Origin of the sequence: Sphingomonas elodea ATCC 31461 (assembly GCF_000226955.1) — a bacterium.
In the GTDB taxonomy this organism is placed as follows: Bacteria; Pseudomonadota; Alphaproteobacteria; order Sphingomonadales; family Sphingomonadaceae; genus Sphingomonas; species Sphingomonas elodea.
On the sequence record NZ_AGFU01000070.1, the window covers coordinates 16,266 to 33,150 of the forward strand.

At 67.7% G+C, this 16,885-nt stretch carries 17 protein-coding genes; 8 read left to right on the forward strand and 9 right to left on the reverse strand.

Annotation, left to right across the window (positions count from 1 at the left end):
- Positions 1–492: 492 nt before the first annotated feature.
- From KK7_RS0116810 to KK7_RS0116820, 3 genes are read right to left on the reverse strand one after another with little or no spacing between them, the layout of a single operon-like run.
- Entirely contained in the window at positions 493–2,022 is a 1,530-nt protein-coding gene (locus KK7_RS0116810) for a DHA2 family efflux MFS transporter permease subunit (protein WP_010545810.1), read from the reverse strand.
- A 13-nt stretch (positions 2,023–2,035) separates the two neighbouring features.
- Positions 2,036–3,229 carry an HlyD family secretion protein gene (locus KK7_RS0116815; protein WP_010545811.1) on the reverse strand — a complete coding sequence of 398 codons (1,194 nt, stop codon included), beginning with the start codon at positions 3,227–3,229 and terminating at the stop codon, positions 2,036–2,038.
- Entirely contained in the window at positions 3,222–4,688 is a 1,467-nt protein-coding gene (locus KK7_RS0116820) for an efflux transporter outer membrane subunit (RefSeq protein WP_202798687.1), read from the reverse strand. The genes KK7_RS0116815 and KK7_RS0116820 overlap by 8 nt, the downstream gene beginning before the upstream one ends.
- A 183-nt stretch (positions 4,689–4,871) precedes the next feature.
- Between KK7_RS0116820 and KK7_RS0116825 the strand changes: the two genes are divergently transcribed.
- Together KK7_RS0116825 and KK7_RS0116830 are read left to right on the forward strand one after the other, a co-directional pair.
- Positions 4,872–5,420 (forward strand): TetR/AcrR family transcriptional regulator, encoded by a 549-nt coding sequence (locus KK7_RS0116825; RefSeq protein WP_010545813.1) that lies wholly within the window; start codon positions 4,872–4,874, stop codon positions 5,418–5,420.
- Positions 5,421–5,443: 23 nt separating this feature from the next.
- Positions 5,444–5,947 carry a hypothetical protein gene (locus KK7_RS0116830; RefSeq protein WP_100207624.1) on the forward strand — a complete coding sequence of 168 codons (504 nt, stop codon included), beginning with the start codon at positions 5,444–5,446 and terminating at the stop codon, positions 5,945–5,947.
- Between the two features lie 13 nt (positions 5,948–5,960).
- Here KK7_RS0116830 and KK7_RS0116835 read toward each other — a convergent pair whose 3' ends face one another.
- Both KK7_RS0116835 and KK7_RS0116840 read right to left on the reverse strand, forming a co-directional pair.
- Positions 5,961–6,197, reverse strand: coding sequence for a helix-turn-helix domain-containing protein (locus tag KK7_RS0116835; protein ID WP_010545815.1), 237 nt, complete (start codon positions 6,195–6,197; stop codon positions 5,961–5,963).
- On the reverse strand, positions 6,197–6,787 hold the full coding sequence (locus KK7_RS0116840; RefSeq protein ID WP_237709244.1) for a hypothetical protein: 591 nt from the start codon (positions 6,785–6,787) through the stop codon (positions 6,197–6,199). Before KK7_RS0116840 ends, KK7_RS0116835 begins: the two co-directional genes overlap by 1 nt.
- 124 nt (positions 6,788–6,911) lie before the next feature.
- On the opposite strand from KK7_RS0116840, the gene KK7_RS0116845 reads away from it, so the two are divergent.
- Positions 6,912–7,589: an acyloxyacyl hydrolase gene (locus KK7_RS0116845; protein WP_010545817.1), complete on the forward strand. Its 678-nt coding sequence runs from the start codon at positions 6,912–6,914 to the stop codon at positions 7,587–7,589.
- Between the two features lie 76 nt (positions 7,590–7,665).
- The gene (locus KK7_RS0116850; protein WP_010545818.1) at positions 7,666–7,875 is read left to right on the forward strand and encodes a hypothetical protein; all 210 of its coding nucleotides are present in this window, start codon (positions 7,666–7,668) and stop codon (positions 7,873–7,875) included.
- Here the strand turns inward: KK7_RS0116850 and KK7_RS0116855 are convergent.
- From KK7_RS0116855 to KK7_RS0116870, 4 genes are all read right to left on the reverse strand, one after another.
- Positions 7,872–8,261 (reverse strand): DoxX family protein, encoded by a 390-nt coding sequence (locus KK7_RS0116855; protein WP_010545819.1) that lies wholly within the window; start codon positions 8,259–8,261, stop codon positions 7,872–7,874. The two genes, KK7_RS0116850 and KK7_RS0116855, sit on opposite strands and share 4 nt — an antisense overlap.
- 4 nt (positions 8,262–8,265) lie before the next feature.
- A complete protein-coding gene (locus KK7_RS0116860; protein ID WP_010545820.1) occupies positions 8,266–9,789 on the reverse strand; it encodes a fumarate hydratase in 1,524 nt (507 codons plus the stop codon).
- An 80-nt stretch (positions 9,790–9,869) separates the two neighbouring features.
- Complete coding sequence (locus tag KK7_RS0116865) at positions 9,870–10,628, reverse strand: EAL domain-containing protein (protein WP_010545821.1); 759 nt, start codon at positions 10,626–10,628, stop codon at positions 9,870–9,872.
- An 81-nt stretch (positions 10,629–10,709) separates the two neighbouring features.
- A complete protein-coding gene (locus KK7_RS0116870; RefSeq protein WP_010545822.1) occupies positions 10,710–11,594 on the reverse strand; it encodes a LysR family transcriptional regulator in 885 nt (294 codons plus the stop codon).
- A gap of 103 nt (positions 11,595–11,697) precedes the next feature.
- On the opposite strand from KK7_RS0116870, the gene KK7_RS0116875 reads away from it, so the two are divergent.
- Genes KK7_RS0116875 through KK7_RS0116890 form a run of 4 tightly spaced genes read left to right on the forward strand, consistent with a single transcriptional unit; the run spans position 11,698 to position 16,885 of the window.
- On the forward strand, positions 11,698–13,245 hold the full coding sequence (locus tag KK7_RS0116875) for a proton-conducting transporter transmembrane domain-containing protein (protein WP_010545823.1): 1,548 nt from the start codon (positions 11,698–11,700) through the stop codon (positions 13,243–13,245).
- A gap of 4 nt (positions 13,246–13,249) precedes the next feature.
- A complete protein-coding gene (locus tag KK7_RS0116880; RefSeq protein ID WP_010545824.1) occupies positions 13,250–15,649 on the forward strand; it encodes a YbcC family protein in 2,400 nt (799 codons plus the stop codon).
- Positions 15,646–15,906 carry a hypothetical protein gene (locus KK7_RS0116885; protein ID WP_010545825.1) on the forward strand — a complete coding sequence of 87 codons (261 nt, stop codon included), beginning with the start codon at positions 15,646–15,648 and terminating at the stop codon, positions 15,904–15,906. The genes KK7_RS0116880 and KK7_RS0116885 overlap by 4 nt, the downstream gene beginning before the upstream one ends.
- 37 nt (positions 15,907–15,943) lie before the next feature.
- A complete protein-coding gene (locus tag KK7_RS0116890; RefSeq protein WP_010545826.1) occupies positions 15,944–16,885 on the forward strand; it encodes a hydrogen peroxide-inducible genes activator in 942 nt (313 codons plus the stop codon).

A 16,885-nucleotide genomic window follows, 5' to 3' on the forward strand; every position in this document is an offset into this window, starting at 1 on the left:
CGCCCGGATAGGTCGCGGCGGAATCACGCCAAGGATACTGTCGAACCGGGCCTGCTGCCGCGCAGGCCTGAAGCAGGAAGGCGATCGGCAGGGACTATTCCCTGCTGCGCCTCACTATTTCACGAAGTTGCGAGGTCCCTTTTTCCTTCAACCGGAAGACCGGCATGAAGCCGTGCGCCGATCAATCGGCTATGCCACGGCATAGGGATGCTTGGGTGGGATGTAATTCCCGCTTCGATGTGCGCGCAAACGGCGGCGTCATCGTGCCAGATAGTAGATGGTCGGTCATTTGATCGCCCCTTTTTGGATCAAAGCACCGATTCGGACATCCAGCTCCTGGGAAATTTTCTTCCTTGTTATGAGGATGCTATCCCGCAGCGGGACTATGTCAATGCGCGAACGACGTATGTCAGGCCGATTGTTTCATCTCTATGACAGACCGCCCGCACCATTTCTGGTACGGGCGGTCCGGATCCCGCAAACGTTGGGAAATCAGTGGGCTGCGCTGGTGTCGACCTCGCCGCGCGGGCGGGGGGTCAGCCAGATGATGCCGGCGGCCAAGACGAAGATGATCGCCGACAGCAGGAAGATATGCGTGGTCGCCAGCGTCAGGCTTTCCTGATCCACCAGGCGGGCGACCAGGGCGCGGACCTGATCGACCGAGAACCCTTGGGCGGTGAGTGTGTTCATCGTCGGATCGGTGTTCATCCGCGATACGATCTCGCTGCGCGCCACGCGCGCGCTGTCGTCCCAGACGCTGGTCGAGATCGAGGTGCCGATCGCGCCCGCCATGGTGCGCAGGAAGCTCATCACGCCGGCGGCCGACGCGGTCTCCTCCGGCAGCACCGAGCCCAGCGCGAGCGTGGTGAGCGGGATGAAGAAGAACGGCATGCCGAAGCCTTGCAGGAACTGCGGGAAGGCGAAGGTCCAGAACCCGGCCTGGCTGTTCCAGTAGACGCGGATGAAGGCGGAGAGCCCGAGCCAGAGGATACCGATGGACACGAGCAGGCGTGGGTCCATCTTCTTGGACAGCTTCGCCACCACGGGCGACATGAACACCGCCGCGACGCCCGAGAAAGCAGTGGCATAGCCGGCATAGGTCGCGGTGTAGCCCTGGCTCGATTGCAGCCATTGCGGGATGATCACCGCAGAGGCGAAGAAGGTGGCGAAGGCGAAGCTCAGCGAGATCACCGAGACGGTGAAGCCCCGGTGGCGGAATACCCGCAGATCGACCACCGGATCCTTCTCGGTAATCTCCCAGGCCAGGAAGACGAGAAAGCCGATCGCCGCGACCACGCCCAGCCAGACGATGGTCATGCTGTTGAACCAGTCATTCTCGCGGCCGAGGTCGAGCATGATCTGCAGCGCCGCGATCCACAGGATCAGGAGCGCCAGGCCGCCCTTGTCGATGGGCAGCTTCTCGGTGGGCGTCTCTGCCCGGGTGAGCAGCCGCATCGCCCCGAACACGCAGAGCGCGCAGACCGGGATGTTGATGAAGAAGATCCAGTGCCAAGACCAGTTGTCGCTGATCGTGCCGCCAGCGATCGGCCCCAGGATCGGCGCGACGACGGTGGTCATCGCCCACAGGCCCATTGCCTGGGCATGCTGTTCCTTCCTGAAGATGCGCAGCAGCAGTGTCTGCGTCAGCGGCATCAGCGGTCCGCCGCACAGCCCCTGGCCGATCCGACAGGCGACCAGCATGCCGAGCGTCGTCGACATGCCGCACAGCACCGAAAAGACGCCGAAGCCGATCATGCCGATAATGTAAACGCGCACCACCCCGAACCGCCCGGCCAGCCAGCCGGTGAGCGGCACGCAGATCGCCTCGGCGACGGCGTAGGAGGTGATGATCCAGGTGCCCTGGCTCGCGGAGATGCCCAGGCTGCCGGCAATGTGCGGCACCGAGACGTTGGCGATGGTGGTATCGAGCACGACCATGAAGTTGGTCAGCGCCAGCACCGCGCCGGCAAGGATCAGCGACGGCCCCGAAAGGAAGCCGCCGCGCTGCATCTGCCCGCTCATGGTAGAGGTGTCCTTACTTGGCCGAGGTATCGATCTCGGCATCCATCGACAGGCCGACGCGCAGCGGGTGCGCCTCCAGCTCCTTTGGATCGAGCGCGACGCGCACCGGCAGGCGCTGGACCACCTTGATCCAGTTGCCGGTCGCGTTCTGCGCCGGGATCAGCGCGAAGGACGAGCCGGTGCCGCCCGAGAAGCCGACCACGCGGCCGTGATATTCGACATCGCCGCCGTACAGATCGGACGTCAGCTTTACCGGCTGGCCGACCTTCACCTTGGCGAGCTGGCCTTCCTTGAAGTTGGCGTCGACGTACAGCTGGTTGAGCGGCACGATCAGCATCAGCTGCGCGCCCGGCGCGACCCGCTGGCCGACCTGCACCGCGCGGCGGGTGACGACGCCGTCGAAGGGCGCGCGGATCACCGTGCGGGCAAGGTCGAGCTTGGCCTGCTCCACCTTGGCGCGGGCGGCAAGGACTTCGGGGGCGGTATTGGCATTGGCGCCGCTGATCAGCGCCTGGTTGGCCGCCAGCTGGCCGCTCGCCGCCGACTTGGTCGAGGTCGCCTGTGCCAGCCCTGCCCGCGCGAGGTCCAGATTGGCGCGCGCCGCCTGATAGGCGTTGGTCGCTGCGGTCAGTTCCTCGCCCGACACCGCGCCGTTCGGCGCCAGATTCTGCCGGCGGGCCAGATCGACCCGCGCCTTTTCGAGGTCGGCCTGCGCCGCGGTCACCTGCGCGCGGGCACGGGCGATGTCGGCATCGCGGGCCTGAACCTGCGCCGCCAATGCCTGGCTGGTCGCGGAGGTCTGGCCGAACTGGCGGGTGGCATTGGCGAGGTTCGCCTCGGCCTGGGCGAGCGCGATACGGGCGTCGCTGTCGTCGATCTGCACCAGCACGTCGCCCTTGCGGACGGTCTGGGTATCGGCGACCGCCACGCGCAGCACCTGGCCGCCGGTCATCGGCGTGATGCTGGCGCTGTCCGCGCCGACATAGGCGTTGTCGGTGCTCACATAATGGCTGCCTACGGCCATGTAGTAGCCGCCATAGCCGAGGCCGGCGACCAGGACGAGGCCGCCCACGCCCAGCATCAGCCGCTTGCGCAGCGACTTGCGATTGCCCTCCTCCGCGTCGACTGCCGCGGGAGCGGGGCTGTGGGGCTTGCGATCAGCGGCGTCGCCGCGGGCGGAGTGGATGGCGGGTTCTGCGTCAGCCATGGGTCGAGACCTCGGAAGCGGCAACGGCCGCGTTGTTGGTAGTAAAGCCTCCGCCGAGCGCGCGGACGAGCTGGACGTCGAGTGCGAACGCACGCGCTTCCAGTTCGGCCACCAGCTGGCGGTTCTGCAGCACACGCTCCTCGGCGGTCAGCACGTCGAGGAACCGCGACAGCCCGCCTTCATAGCGTTGCTGCGCGATGACATAGGCCTGTTCGGAATCGTTGAGGGCCTGGCGGCTCTCGGCAAGGCGCGTCGCCAGCGCCTTCTGACTCGTCACGGCATCCGCCACATCATGATAGGCGGTCGTGACGCTGTTGTCGTAGTTCGCGACCGCTTCGTCATAGGCGGCACGCGCACCGGCATATTGGCCGCGCAGCTCGCCGCCGTGGAAGATGGGGAGGCTGATCGCCGGGCCGGCCTGAAAGACCGAGGCGCCATTGCCTTTTACCAGATTGTCGAGACCGAGCGCGCCATAACCGGCGAGCGCGCTGAGGCGGATCGACGGATAGAAGGCGGCCCGTGCCACCTTGATCCGGCTTGCCGCCGCCTCCACCCGCGCGCGAGCTGCGGCGATATCGGGGCGGCGGCCGATCAGATCGGTGGTGACGTCCGCCGGCACCCCGCGTGCCTCGACCGGCGCACGGGGAAGGGCGATCGAAAGACCGCGGTCCGGGCCCTGACCGAGCAGCGCCGCGATCCGGTTGCGGGTGAGCCCGATCTGCTCGTCGATGCCGGCGAGCTGCGCGCGGGCCGCAGGCACCGCAGCGGCGGCCTGCTTTTCCTCGGCGCGGGTCTCCAGCCCGTTGGTGACGCGGTCGGTAACCAGCTTCTGCGTGGCAAGCCGCACCTGCAGCGCGCGTTCCTGAACCGCGCGATCGGCGGCGAGGCGGGCAAGATCGGCATAGGCTGCGGCGATATTGGTGGAGAGGGCGAGGCGGGCCTGTTCCAGCTCCAGCCGGGCGGCTTCCGCCTCCGACGTGGCGGCGGCGAGCTGCGCGCGGTTCCGGCCCCACAGGTCCAGATCGAAGGCGAGGTTCAGCGTGCCATAGCCGATGGTCTGCACGTTCGACGGGATATTGATGGGCAGGCCGTTGCCGGTGTTGATCTGGTTGGCCGCGGCCGACCCGCTTGCATCGACGCGCGGCAGCGAGGCGGCGCCTGCCTGCACCGCATAGGCTTCGGCCGACCGCAACCGGGCGGCCGCCGCGGCGAGGTTGGGCGCGCTGCGGAACGCTTCGTCCATCAACCCGTTGAGCTGCGGATCGTTATAGGCCGTCCACCAGTTGGTGACTGGCCATGCTGCCTGTGGCGTGCCGGCCAGCGACTGGCTGGCGGCATAATTGCCTGCCGCGCGCACTTCGGGGCGCGCGTCGAGATCGGGCACTGGGGCGCAGGCGGCCAGCGCCGATGCGGCGGCAGCGCTCAGCAACAGGGGCCTTGTCGGAAAACGACTCATCATGGGATACGAAAACCGTACTATTGGGTACGAGTTCCAGATGGGCGGCACATCTTCTCTTGTCAATATGAAATCGTACCCTATAGTACGGTAATGGTACCACTTACCCCAAAGTGCATCGGGAAACGTGAGGCGCGGAAGCTGGACCGTCGGGCTGCGATCCTCGCCATCGCCAAGCGTCACTTCATGGAACAAGGCTATGCGGCCGTATCGATGTCCGCGATTGCGGCCGAGCTAGGCGGGTCGAAGGGTACGCTGTGGAGTTATTTCGCGTCGAAGGAAGAGCTGTTCGACGCCTGTGTCGACGAGGCGACGCGGGACTATCGCGCCCAGGTGCTGCAGTTGCTCGTGCCGTCGGGCAATCTGCAGGCCACGCTTTGCGCGTTTGTCCGCAGCCTGTTGTGCAAGATCATGTCCAAGGAAGCGATTCAGCTGCACCGGGTGATCCATGCCGAGGTGGAGCGATCGCCGGAAATGGGGGCGATCTTCTTCCGTCGTGGCCCCCAGCGTACCCGCGAGATCCTGGCGGACTATCTGCGCGATGCCATGGAAAAGGGGCAGCTGCGCCAGTCCGATCCGCTGCGCGCCGCTTTCGCGCTGACCAGCCTGTGCATGGGCTATCAGCAGCGTGCGATGCTGGGCTATGTGTTCAGCGAGGCGGAAATCGACGAAGAGACCGATTACATCGTCGACGTCTTCCTGCGCGCGTTTGCGCCGGAGCCGCGCACCGCCTAGCGTGATCGCGAGGGGGGACGAGCATGGCGCCAATTGACCGGAAGTCGCGCGGGGCGTCGCCTGTGTGCGGGCTGGTGCTGGCGTTCCTGCTGGCTGGATGCGAGGCAGCGCCCGACACCCCGCCGCCGCCGCCGTCTCTCCGCTATGCCGGATTGCCCGTGCAGGGCAGCCTCGCCGATGCCACGGGCGCGGGCTTCGGCAACTGCATCCAGATGACGGGCAGCCATCTACGCTGCCGTCGCTCGGGCGTGATGCTGCTCGGCGAGGGGCCCTATGAAGCGGCGATCGATCTCATCGGCAGCGACGGGAGCGGCGGCTTCCGCCAGCTCACCCTGTGGCATGACCGCGACCAGTCCGCTCCGCTGAAGGTGGCCGAGGTGTTGAAGCGGCAGGGCTGGACCTACCGCTATACCGGCGAGGGCGATCGCGGCGACCAGATGGTGCTGGTCCGCAAGGGCGCTCCGGTCCATTTCTCGGTCGACCTCAGTTATTGGGGCAAGCGGCGCATCCGGATCCTGCCGGAGTGAGGCGCCGGGCGCGTCACGGGCCATCCTCGGCACGGAGATCGTCGTCGGAAGGGGCATAGTCCAGCAGATCGCCGGGCGTGCAGTCGAGATAGCGGCAGATCGCGGCGAGGGTTGCGAAGCGCACCCCCTTCACCCGGCCCGACTTGAGTAGCGACAGGTTGCTTTCGGTGATTCCGATCGCCTCGGCCAGCTCCTTCGAGCGGACCTTGCGCCGGGCGAGCATGACATCGAGATTGACGATGATCGGCATCAGACGAAGCTGTCCAGATCACGGCGTGCGTCCAGGCCCGCCTCGACCGCCCAGATCGCGGCATAGGCGGCGACGGCGAGCAGCAGCCCTGCACCGATCTTGTCGAGATAGATGACCATCTCGATCTTGTCGCCATTGGGCGTGCCGGGCGAAAGCAGCGTTCCCAGAAGGCTTTCGTAGATCGGGCTGGTCAGCGCCCAGGCGACGGCTGCGATCGAGGAGAGACGCAGCCAGCGAAGCGCCTGGCCCAGCACCGTCTCGCCCTTGCCGCCGAGCCGCCGCAGCGCCAGACCGACGCCGATCAGCACCACGGCGAACGGCCCCAGGTTGATCGCCTCGATGGCGGCCAGGCCCAGCCGTACCTGCGGACGCCAGACATAGGCCTCGAACGCCTGCAGGCGCTCGGGCGTGGCAAGCACCAGTACGCGGACGTCTTGGTCCAGCAGGATCGAGGGCTGGTTGCGCCATCCGCAGCCAAAGCCGCCGCCGCAGACCGGCGAGGCGCCCGGCGACAGGCCGGCGACGACGATGACGACTCCCATCACCACCGCGGCGACCAGGAAGATCAGGCCGATCGCACGGCACAGCATCGCCTTGCGTGGGGGCAACCAATAGCCGTTTTGCATCATAATCTTTCTGTTTGACGAAAACATTTTGCCATCTTACACGGTATCGGCGGCTGATGGATAGCCGCGTTGCGTGGGGAAATCCGACATGATCGGCTGGAACTTTGGCGTGCTGGGCGCATCGCTGGCGCTCGTCTCGATCCCGGCGATGGCGCAGGAGGCAGGGACGGTGCCGCAACCGACCCGCGAGCGCGCGGAAGTCGCGCTGGGCGTGCTGCGACACGGGGCGGATTTCCATCCGCTGGGCAGCAAGCTGGTGTTCAACCTGCCGCAGCTTCCGCCCGGCCAGGTCTATGACGGCATGGAGGAGAACGGCACGACCGACGTGCAGCTGCTCTATCGCAGCATGCCGCTGCGCTTCCTGCTCAAGCCCCGGTTGACCGGCAAGCTGCAGATCAACACCGACGGCCGCACCAGCTTCGCCAGCGCCGGGGCGGAGTGGCGCCAGCATTTTCTGCGCGGTGCGGTCTATGTGCAGGGGGGCATGGGGCTGACGGTGATCGACGGGTATCGCTTCACCCCCGATCCGTTCGCGCCCGGCATCTCGCCGATGGAGGCGCGGAGTCGCTACGTCGTCTATCAGCGACGCACGTCGTTCGGATCGAAGGTGCTGTTCAATCCCAATGCGTCGATCGGCGTGCGCCTGGGTACCCGATGGAGCGCGGAACTGGCGTGGGAGCATTACAGCCACCACAGCCTGTTCTCCGCGCAGAACCCCGGCATCGACAATGTCGGCATCCGGCTGGTGCGGCGCTTCGGCCACTGAGCGTCCACAGCGTCGGCGGCAAACTGTTCGTCGTGAACCGGCTGCGCAGCGTGGGCCGGGCGATAGGGAAGGTGGCATGACGCTGTTTCACCTAGGCCTCGGCCTGATCGCCGCGCCGGGTGCAAGCGCGATGGACATGGTCCGCAAGACCAGGCTGCCCGCCTATGGCAAGGTGATCGGGCGCTATATGGAGGGGAAGGATGGTGGCTCGATCCTTCAGGTCGATCGCGTCGAGAAGCTGATGCCCGGCAGGAACTGCCATCTGGCGGACGCGCTGGGCGGCTAGCGCCGGGCACCGCCCGCCCACAGCGCCCACCAGCAGAGCAAGGGCTGCACGAACAGGCGCGGGGCATGATAGGTCCAGCCAAGCCCGGTGCCGGTCGAAAGGTCCTGCACCGCGTGCTGGAGATTGGCCGGGAACACGCACAGCGCATAGAGCGCAAGCATCACCCCCGCGAGCGGGCGCAGTCGCACCGTCAAGAGGGCGAGGGCGCCGGCGATCTCGCACAGTCCGGTGCCGGCGATCACCAGCGCTGGGTGGGGGACCCAGGCGGGCGTGATGTGCAGGAACGGGCGCGGCACCGCCAGGTGCAGCACGCCCGCCAGCAGATAGAGGCTCGCCAGCACGATGCGCGCCCAGCGGCGCGACGGTGTTTCGGCTGGCGCGCCCATATCCTCAGGCCTGCTGGAGCAGCCGCTCCTTGGCGATCTTCTCGCGCCACACCAGCGGGCCGGTGTGGTGGACGCTCTCGCCGGTGGCATCGACGGCGACGGTGACGGGCATGTCCTTCACGTCGAACTCGTAGATCGCTTCCATGCCGAGATCTTCGAAGCCGACGACGCGCGCGCCCTTGATCGCGCGGGCGACGAGATAGGCCGCGCCGCCCACCGCCATCAGATAGGCGGCCTTGTGGTTGCGGATCGCCTCGATCGCGACCGGACCGCGCTCCGCCTTGCCGACCATCGCGATCAGTCCCGTCTGGGCGAGCATCATCTCGGTGAACTTGTCCATCCGCGTCGCGGTGGTGGGGCCGGCGGGGCCGACCACCTCGTCGCGCACCGGATCGACCGGGCCGACATAATAGATCACCCGGCCCTTGAAATCGACCGGCAGCGCCTCGCCGCGCGACAGCATGTCCTGGATGCGCTTGTGCGCGGCGTCGCGGCCGGTGAGCATCTTGCCGTTGAGCAGCAGGCGGTCGCCCGGCTTCCAGCTTGCCACTACCTCGGGGGTCAGCGTGTCGAGATCGACGCGGATCGATTCCTTCGACGGCGTCCATTCCACCTTCGGCCATTCGTCGAGGCTCGGCGGGTCGAGATAGACCGGGCCGCTGCCGTCGAGGCTGAAATGCGCGTGGCGGGTGGCGGCGCAGTTCGGGATCATTGCGATCGGCTTCGACGCGGCATGCGTCGGATAGTCGAGGATCTTCACGTCGAGGATCGTCGCCAGGCCGCCCAGGCCCTGCGCGCCGATGCCGAGTGCGTTGACCTTGTCGAAAATCTCGATGCGGAGCCGCTCGATATCGTTCTGGGGGCCCCGCAGCTTGAGCTGGGCCATGTCGATGTCCCCCATCAGTGACTGCTTGGCCAGCGTCACGGCCTTTTCGGCGGTGCCGCCGATGCCGATGCCGAGCATGCCCGGCGGGCACCAGCCGGCACCCATTTTCGGGACCATCTCGAGCACCCAGTCGACGATCGAATCGCTCGGGTTGAGCATCGCGAACTTCGACTTGTTCTCGGAGCCGCCGCCCTTGGCCGCCAGCTCGACATGGACATGGTCGCCGGGGACCATTTCGACGTTGAGCACGCAAGGGGTATTGTCCTTGGTGTTGACGCGGGAAAAGGCGGGATCGCGCAGGATCGAGGCGCGCAGGCGGTTCTCCGGGTGGAGATAGGCGCGGCGGACGCCTTCATCGACCACGTCCTGCAGCGAGCGCTCGCTGTTCAGCACGCATTTCTGGCCCCATTTGATGAAGACGGTGACGATGCCGGTGTCCTGGCAGATCGGGCGGTGCCCTTCGGCGCACATCCGGCTGTTGGTGAGGATCTGCGCGATGGCGTCCTTGGCGGCGGGGGACTGTTCGGCCTCATAGGCGTCGCCTAGCGCGCGGATATAATCCATCGGGTGGTAATAGGAGATGTACTGGAGCGCGTCGGCGACGCTCTCGATCAGATCGGCTTCCTGGATGAGGACGGTCATGGATGGTGCCTGCGATGCTGTGTCGCCCAGGGCGGGCTCAAGGGTCCTGTATCGCCCAAGTCGGCGAAGGACTAGTCGGGTCAGACCGCGAGCGTCTCGGGGGCGATGGCCGGCAGCATGCCGAGCGCCGGGCGGGCATACCAATAGCCCTGATGATAGCGCACGCCCAGCCGGCGGAGCGTCGCGGCCTCCGCCGCCGTCTCGATTCCCTCGGCGATCAGCAGCGTGTTCAGCTCGGTGCACAGCCCCACCATCGCGCGCACGATGGCCTGGCGACGACGGTCGGATTCGATGCCGCGGACCAGTTCCATGTCGAGCTTCACTTCGTCGGGTGCGAAGCGGGCGAAGCGATCCAGCCCCGAATGGCCGGCGCCGAAATCGTCGATCGCGACCTTGAAGCCGATCTGCTTGTACGATTCGATGATCGTCGCGACATGGTCGGGCGATGCCATCTGCTCGTTCTCGGTGAATTCGAAGATCAGCCGATCGAGCGGCAGCGCGGCCTTGCGGGCGGTCTGGAGCGTCAGCTGGATGCAGGCGACCGGCGAATAGACCGCGTTTGGCAGGAAGTTGATGGAAAGGCACGCGTCCGTCGCCATCAGTCCGGCGGCCATCGCACTCTCGATCGCCTTGACCCGACAGGCCTGGTCGAAGGCGTAGCGATTCTGGTCGGTTACTTGGGACAGGACGCCGTACGCGCCCGATCCGTCGGCGCCGCGCACCAGCGCCTCATAGGCAAAGGGCGTTCCGGTCGCCGTATCGACGATCGGCTGGAAGGCCATGTCGAACGGGATGTCGAAATCGGTACCGTCGCGGCAGCCGGTGCAAATCTTCCGCATCTCCATTCACCTGCCGATACTGCACAAACGATAAAAAATCGCCAACGCGTCCCTTTTCTTTCCGTCAAGCGAAGGGGATTGCTAGTCATTTCTTGCCGCGGCATCGCGCAGCAACTCCCCGACGAGCGGATTGGGGAAGCGCCGATCCAGCGTCACCGCGTAGAAACTCTCCCGCACCTGCGGCAGCTGCGCCAGTTCGGCGAGGGAGCCGGTCGCCAGTTCGTCGCGCACCACGATCGGGGGCAGCACGGCCAGGCCCACTCCGTCGCGGGCGAGCAGACGCATCATCGCCATGTCGTCCACTTCCGCGGCAATCTGGGGGCGGACGCCCAGAGTGGCGGCCAGCGCGTCGAAGGCGGCGCGCACGCTGCTCTCCAGAGTCGGCAGCACGAGCGGCTGGGTGGCGAGCAGCGCGACCAGGCTGGTGTCTCCCACGATATCCGGCCGGCCAATCAGGCTGACGCGCTGTTCGGCGATCTTGTGCGCGAGATAGGGCGTGATCGCGTCGCGTGCCGGCGGCCGGTTGGCCAGCACCACGTCCAGCTGGAGGCTGGCCAGCGCCTGCATCAACTCCGCCGCGCTGCCCGATCGCAGCACGAGCTCCACATCGGTGCGATGAAGAAGGGGCTGCACGAAGCCGATCTGGAAGTTGCGCGACAGGGTCGCCAGCGCGCCGATTCGCACCGCCTGCCGGGCGCGCCCGGTCTCGCGAAGCACATCGAGCAGTTCGTCGCCGGTCGCGAAAATCGAATCGGCATGGTCGAGCGCGATCCGACCCGCTTCGGTGAGCACCAGCCGGCGCCCTTCGCGCTCGAACAGGGCGTGGCCCAGCCGCTCCTCCAGCTTGCGGATCTGGGTGGACAGCGCCGATTGCGAGACTGCCATCCGCTCTGCCGTGCGGGTGAGGTTTCCGTCATGGGCCACGGCCCAGAAATAGCGGAGGTGGTTGTAGTTGAGGTCGCGCATTCGTTCTTTTTAAGAGAACGAATAACGCTAAACAATGAATTTTATCGGATCGTTCCGCAGCCCTAACGCTCTGCCCAAGACGAGAAGGAGGTCGGGTGTGAGCATGTGGTGGTTGGCGAATGCCGGGCCGGCGGTCCTCGCCGCGGCGGCGATCGCGGCGGGAGGCGGGCGGCAGTTCCGGCCCGTCTGGACGCTGCGGATCGTGAACGCGGCGGCGCTGGTCGCGCTGGTCGCGGCGGTGGCGCTTGCAGCTTGGGTGGCGCTGGCAGGCCCGCGTACGCTGGGCCTGACGGGTGCCGAGGCGCTGGTCGCGACGCGACTGGACGTGGTCAGCGTCACCATGCTCGTGCTGGTCAGCTTCGTCGGCTGGGTGGTGGTGCGCTTCGCCGCTACCTATCTCGACGGCGAGGCGCGGCAGGGCAGCTTCATGGCCTGGCTGGCGGTGACGTTGGCGAGCGTGATGCTGCTGGTGAGCGCCGGTACGCTGCCGCAGCTGGTGTTCGCCTGGATCGCGACCGGGCAGGGCCTGGGCCGGCTGCTGCTCTTCTACGCCGACCGTGCCGCGGCGCGCCGTGCTGCCCGCAAGAAGGCGCTGAGCACCGGCCTCGCCGATCTGCTCCTGATCGGCGCGTCTGTGCTGCTGTGGCGTGCTACCGGCACGACCGACATCGCCCAGTTGCTGGCCGCCGCGCGCGCGGGCACCGCGCCGGATGCGATGGCGCTGGCCGCCTGGGGCATCGCGCTCGCCGCCATGCTCAAGTGCGCCCAATTCCCGCTGCACGGTTGGCTGACCGAGGTGATGGAGGCGCCGACCCCGGTTTCCGCGCTCCTCCATGCGGGCGTGATCAATGCCGGCGGTTTTCTGCTGATCCGGCTGGCGGACGTGATGCTGGCGTCGCCCGCGGCGCTGGCGCTGCTGGCGGTGCTTGGCGGCTTCACCGCGCTGTTCGGCAGCCTCGTGCTGCCCACCCAACCGGCGATCAAGACCCAGCTTGCCTGGTCGACGGTCGCGCAGATGGGCTTCATGATCATGCAGTGCGGCCTCGGGCTGTTCTACCTGGCGCTGCTGCACATCGTCGCCCACTCGCTCTACAAGGCGCATGCCTTCCTCTCCTCGGGCGGCGCAGTGGAGCGGATCGCGGCCGCGCGACGGCTGGGGCCGGTCGCCAAGCCGGACGGCATGGCCGTTGCCCTGGCGATGCTGGGCGCGGCGATCCTCTACGGCGCGCTCGCGATCGGGTTCGGGGCCTGGACCAAGCCGCCCCAGGCGGTGGCGCTTGGCGCAATCCTGGTGTTCGGCGTCGCCTATTTGATCGTGCAGGGCATGAGCCCGGCTGCGCCGCGACCGCTGCTCCAGCGCACGCTCGGCTTCGCGATCCTGGCAACCGCCGCCTATTTCCTGCTGCACCATGCGGCGGAGTGGCTGACCGCCAGCACGCTGCCGGCAGTGCCCGCACCCGGCCCGTTCCAGTGGGTGCTGCTGGGTGTCGCGCTGCTCGCCTTTGGCGGCATCGCGGTTGCGCAGGCGATGTTGCCGCTCTGGTGCGACCATCCCGCAGCGCAGCGTCTGCGCATCCATCTCGTCCACGGTTTCTATGTCAACGCGCTGCTCGATCGGGTGATCGGCGGCCGGGTTCTCGGAAAGGCTTGATCCCATGTATCGCAGTGCCGACCCGCAATCCTATGCGCCGCAGCCCAGCTATGTCGGGCTGCTCCTCGAGGCCGCCGAGCAGGCCGCGCGCGGTATCCCGCCGCTCTGGCCGCTGGCGACCAGCGTCGCGGTGAACCCGTTCCTCGGCCATACCGGCCGCAGCCTCGCCCAGGCATCGGCCTGGCTGGCGCGGAGCGGGGGCGCCAAGGCGACGATGCCGCGCAGCTGGTACCGGGACCGGATCGCCGAAAGCGCGATCTACGAAAGCGACCTGCACGCCGCCTGGTCCGCGACCCCCGCCGCCGAGCGGCCCGCCCGGTTCGAGACCTTCCTGATGACGATCGGGCAGGCAGCGGCCGATCCCGTCGCCCACCCGACCCTGGCCGAGATCGCTGCAACCCCCGGCGGCGTCGATTGGCCCTCGGTGATCGCCGACCAGATCGGCGGCTGGGCCGGCAGCTATTTCGACGTCGGCCAGGCCCTCTGGGCAGCGCCGCGCGCGGCGGGTGCCTTTGCTGGCTGGCGCGAGCAGGCGGCGCTCGATCGCACGCCGGAGATCTTCGGCCTGACCGGTTTCCGCGCCTTCGTCGCCAATGCACCAGAGACCGCCAGCGACGCCATCGCGGTCAGCGCCGCGCGGCTGGGGCTGCGGGCCGAGGCGGCTGCGCGCTATTTCGAGCGGCTGCTGATGAGCATGGGCGGCTGGGCGCAGTTCGCCCGCTATCGCCGCTGGCAGGCCGAACTGGCGAGCGGTGCCGACGACACGCTGGTCCAACTGCTCGCGGTGCGGCTGCTGTGGGAAGCGGCGCTTTGGGAACTGGGCGGCGCCGCGCTACGCACCCGCTGGGAACGCGCGGCACGCGATTATGAGGCACCCGCGCGCCCGGACCAGGACGCGTGCATCGATGCCATCCTGCAGCATGCTGCCGAAATCGCCGAGCAGCGGCGGTTGGCCGATCGGCTGAACGCGCCGGCAGCGGCGACGGCCGAGGTCGCGCCGATCGCACAGATGGCCTTTTGCATCGACGTGCGCTCGGAGCCGATCCGCGTCGCGATCGAGCGGGTGGCGCCGGGCATCCGTACCAAGGGCTTTGCCGGCTTCTTTGGCGTCGGCACCGCGCATCGGCCGCACGGCGCGTGCGAAGGCGAGGCACGGCTGCCGGTGCTGCTGCGCCCGGGCCTGACCAGCGACGATGGCGGCGATCCGCACCTGGAAGCGCTCGATCACGCCAATGCGCGCGGCGACCGGGCGTGGGGGCGCTTCAAGCAGGCGGCGGTCTCCTCCTTCGCCTTCGTTGAGTCGGCCGGGTTCGTCTATGCCGCCAAGCTGCTCAAGGGGACGCTGGGGATCACCGACACCAAGGCTGCCAAGGGCATGCCGCGCTTCCACCCGCCGCTGCCCCAGGCTGATGCGCTGGATGCCGCCGAACGGATTCTGCGCGCCATGTCGCTGACCAGCGACTTTGCGCCGCTGCTGATCGTGGTAGGCCATGGCGCGGGGGTGACCAACAACCTGCATGCCAGCGCACTCCAGTGCGGCGCGTGCGGCGGTCATGCCGGAGACGTCAACGCGCGGCTGCTTGCCGGGCTGCTCAACGACGCGGTCGTTCGCAAGGGGCTGGTTGCGCGGGGCATCGAGATCCCTGCCGAGACGGTCGCGATCGCTGGTCTGCACGATACCACCAGCGATCGCATCCACCTGTTCACCAGCGATGCCGCGGTGCCGGCACCGCTTCTCGCGCAGGTGGAGCAGGCGCTGGCCCGGGCGTCGGTCGAGGCGGCGATCGCCCGGGCGGCGCGGCTTCCGCGGGCCGACGGGGCGAAGCAGATCGAAGCGAGGGGCCGCGACTGGGCGGAAGTGCGCCCGGAATGGGGGTTGGCCGGATGCAGCGCCTTCATAGCCGCACCCCGCGCTCGCACCGCCGGTCGCGTGCTGGGGGGCAGGGCGTTCCTCCACGATTACGACTGGCGGGCCGATACCGATCGCTCGGTGCTGGAACTGATCCTCACCGCGCCGGTGGTGGTCGCGAGCTGGATCAGCCTGCAATATTACGGCTCCAGCGTCGCGCCGGGGATATTCGGCGCCGGCAACAAGCTGCTCCATAATGCGGTGGGTGGGATCGGCGTGCTCGAAGGCAATGGCGGCATGCTGCGCGGCGGTCTGCCCTGGCAATCGGTGCATGACGGCGAGCGACTGGTTCATGATCCGTTGCGGCTGACCGTCGTCGTCGAGGCGCCGACGGACGCGATTGACGAGATCCTCGCCCGCCATGACGGGGTTCGGGCGCTGTTCGACAATCACTGGCTGCACCTCCTTGCCATGGATGAGCAAGGCCGGATCGCATCGCGGTATGTTGGCGGCCTCAACTGGCGTCCGTTCGAGGCGCAGGGCGGCGTCGCATGAGGATCGGGATCGACCTGCCGCTGCGGGCCTCGCCGGAGCCGGAGGTGGAGATCGCCGCGATCGAGCACCGGATCGCCTGGGTGCTCGCGCACCCGGGCACCAGCGCCTGGCTGCGTTCCGCGCTCGAAGCGGCGCTGCGCGAGGACCCGGTGACGATCACCAATGATGTGGAGATGCTGCGGCACCTGCTGGTGCCCCGCAGCACCGCGTACGCCGTCCTCGCCGCTACGGGAGAAACACTATTTAGAAGTTCGTAGGCGAAGCCGTAACAGTTGTGCTTCAGTATGAAACGATATGGATCTGAAGACGACCCCCGGTTTCGAGCAGCAGGTGAGTCTGCGCCAGCTGCGGTACCTGGTGGCGCTGGGCGCTGAGGCGAGCTTCACGCGCGCCGCCGCGGTGTCCGGTGTCAGCCAGCCTTCGCTCTCGCAGGCGATCCGCCAGCTGGAGGAGGCACTGGGCACGCCGCTGGTGGAGCGCGGTGCCCGCGCGTTCCTGACTCCGCTTGGCCGCGAGGTGGCGGAACGCGCGCGGCGCATCCTGCTGGAGGTGCGCGATCTGGGCGAACTTGTCGGCGCGGGCGACACGGCGCTGCTCGGCACCATCCGATTGGGCGTGACGCCCACCGTGGGCGCCTATCTGCTGCCCCGGCTGGTAGCCCGGCTGCACCAGCAGTTCCACGAACTGCGCGTGCATGTGCGCGAGAACCCGCCGGCGCAGCTGGTGGAGGCGCTGGCCGACGGACAGCATGACGTCATTCTCGTGCAACTGCCGCTGCAGGCGCCGGGTGCCCATGTCGAGCGGCTGTTCCGCGAGCCGCTCCACCTGGCCATGGCCGCGGATCATCCGCTCACCGCGCGCGATACGATCGGCCGCGAAGACCTGGCGGGGCAGGACCTGCTCACCCTCCAGCGCGGCTACCGTCTCGCCGAACAGACGATCGCCATCGCCGAGGAGGCGGGTGCGCGGGTGCGCGACGATTATGAGGGCACCAGCCTCGATGCGATCCGCCAGATGGCGGGGATGGGCATGGGGCTCGCGGTGCTGCCCGAACTCTATGTGCGGCAAGAGATCCGGCCGGGCGACGATGTCGTCTCGCGCCCGTTCCGGGCCGGGCGTCATTATCGTGAACTGGGTTTGCTGTGGCGCAGCGGTGTGGCACGGGCTGCAACCTACCAGCGGCTGGCGCAGGAACTGGTCGCGTGTGTTGAGGATATAGGAATTTCCTATCGATGA

What these genes read in the sequence shown, in the direction of transcription:
- KK7_RS0116810 (WP_010545810.1), bottom strand. Translation starts at nt 2,022, where the DNA reads ATGAGCGGGCAGATGCAGCGCGGCGGCTTCCTTTCGGGGCCGTCGCTG.
- KK7_RS0116815 (WP_010545811.1), bottom strand. Translation starts at nt 3,229, where the DNA reads ATGGCTGACGCAGAACCCGCCATCCACTCCGCCCGCGGCGACGCCGCT.
- KK7_RS0116820 (WP_202798687.1), bottom strand. Translation starts at nt 4,688, where the DNA reads ATGATGAGTCGTTTTCCGACAAGGCCCCTGTTGCTGAGCGCTGCCGCC.
- KK7_RS0116825 (WP_010545813.1), top strand. Translation starts at nt 4,872, where the DNA reads ATGGAACAAGGCTATGCGGCCGTATCGATGTCCGCGATTGCGGCCGAG.
- KK7_RS0116830 (WP_100207624.1), top strand. Translation starts at nt 5,444, where the DNA reads ATGGCGCCAATTGACCGGAAGTCGCGCGGGGCGTCGCCTGTGTGCGGG.
- KK7_RS0116835 (WP_010545815.1), bottom strand. Translation starts at nt 6,197, where the DNA reads ATGCCGATCATCGTCAATCTCGATGTCATGCTCGCCCGGCGCAAGGTC.
- KK7_RS0116840 (WP_237709244.1), bottom strand. Translation starts at nt 6,787, where the DNA reads ATGCTGTGCCGTGCGATCGGCCTGATCTTCCTGGTCGCCGCGGTGGTG.
- KK7_RS0116845 (WP_010545817.1), top strand. Translation starts at nt 6,912, where the DNA reads ATGATCGGCTGGAACTTTGGCGTGCTGGGCGCATCGCTGGCGCTCGTC.
- KK7_RS0116850 (WP_010545818.1), top strand. Translation starts at nt 7,666, where the DNA reads ATGACGCTGTTTCACCTAGGCCTCGGCCTGATCGCCGCGCCGGGTGCA.
- KK7_RS0116855 (WP_010545819.1), bottom strand. Translation starts at nt 8,261, where the DNA reads ATGGGCGCGCCAGCCGAAACACCGTCGCGCCGCTGGGCGCGCATCGTG.
- KK7_RS0116860 (WP_010545820.1), bottom strand. Translation starts at nt 9,789, where the DNA reads ATGACCGTCCTCATCCAGGAAGCCGATCTGATCGAGAGCGTCGCCGAC.
- KK7_RS0116865 (WP_010545821.1), bottom strand. Translation starts at nt 10,628, where the DNA reads ATGCGGAAGATTTGCACCGGCTGCCGCGACGGTACCGATTTCGACATC.
- KK7_RS0116870 (WP_010545822.1), bottom strand. Translation starts at nt 11,594, where the DNA reads ATGCGCGACCTCAACTACAACCACCTCCGCTATTTCTGGGCCGTGGCC.
- KK7_RS0116875 (WP_010545823.1), top strand. Translation starts at nt 11,698, where the DNA reads ATGTGGTGGTTGGCGAATGCCGGGCCGGCGGTCCTCGCCGCGGCGGCG.
- KK7_RS0116880 (WP_010545824.1), top strand. Translation starts at nt 13,250, where the DNA reads ATGTATCGCAGTGCCGACCCGCAATCCTATGCGCCGCAGCCCAGCTAT.
- KK7_RS0116885 (WP_010545825.1), top strand. Translation starts at nt 15,646, where the DNA reads ATGAGGATCGGGATCGACCTGCCGCTGCGGGCCTCGCCGGAGCCGGAG.
- KK7_RS0116890 (WP_010545826.1), top strand. Translation starts at nt 15,944, where the DNA reads ATGGATCTGAAGACGACCCCCGGTTTCGAGCAGCAGGTGAGTCTGCGC.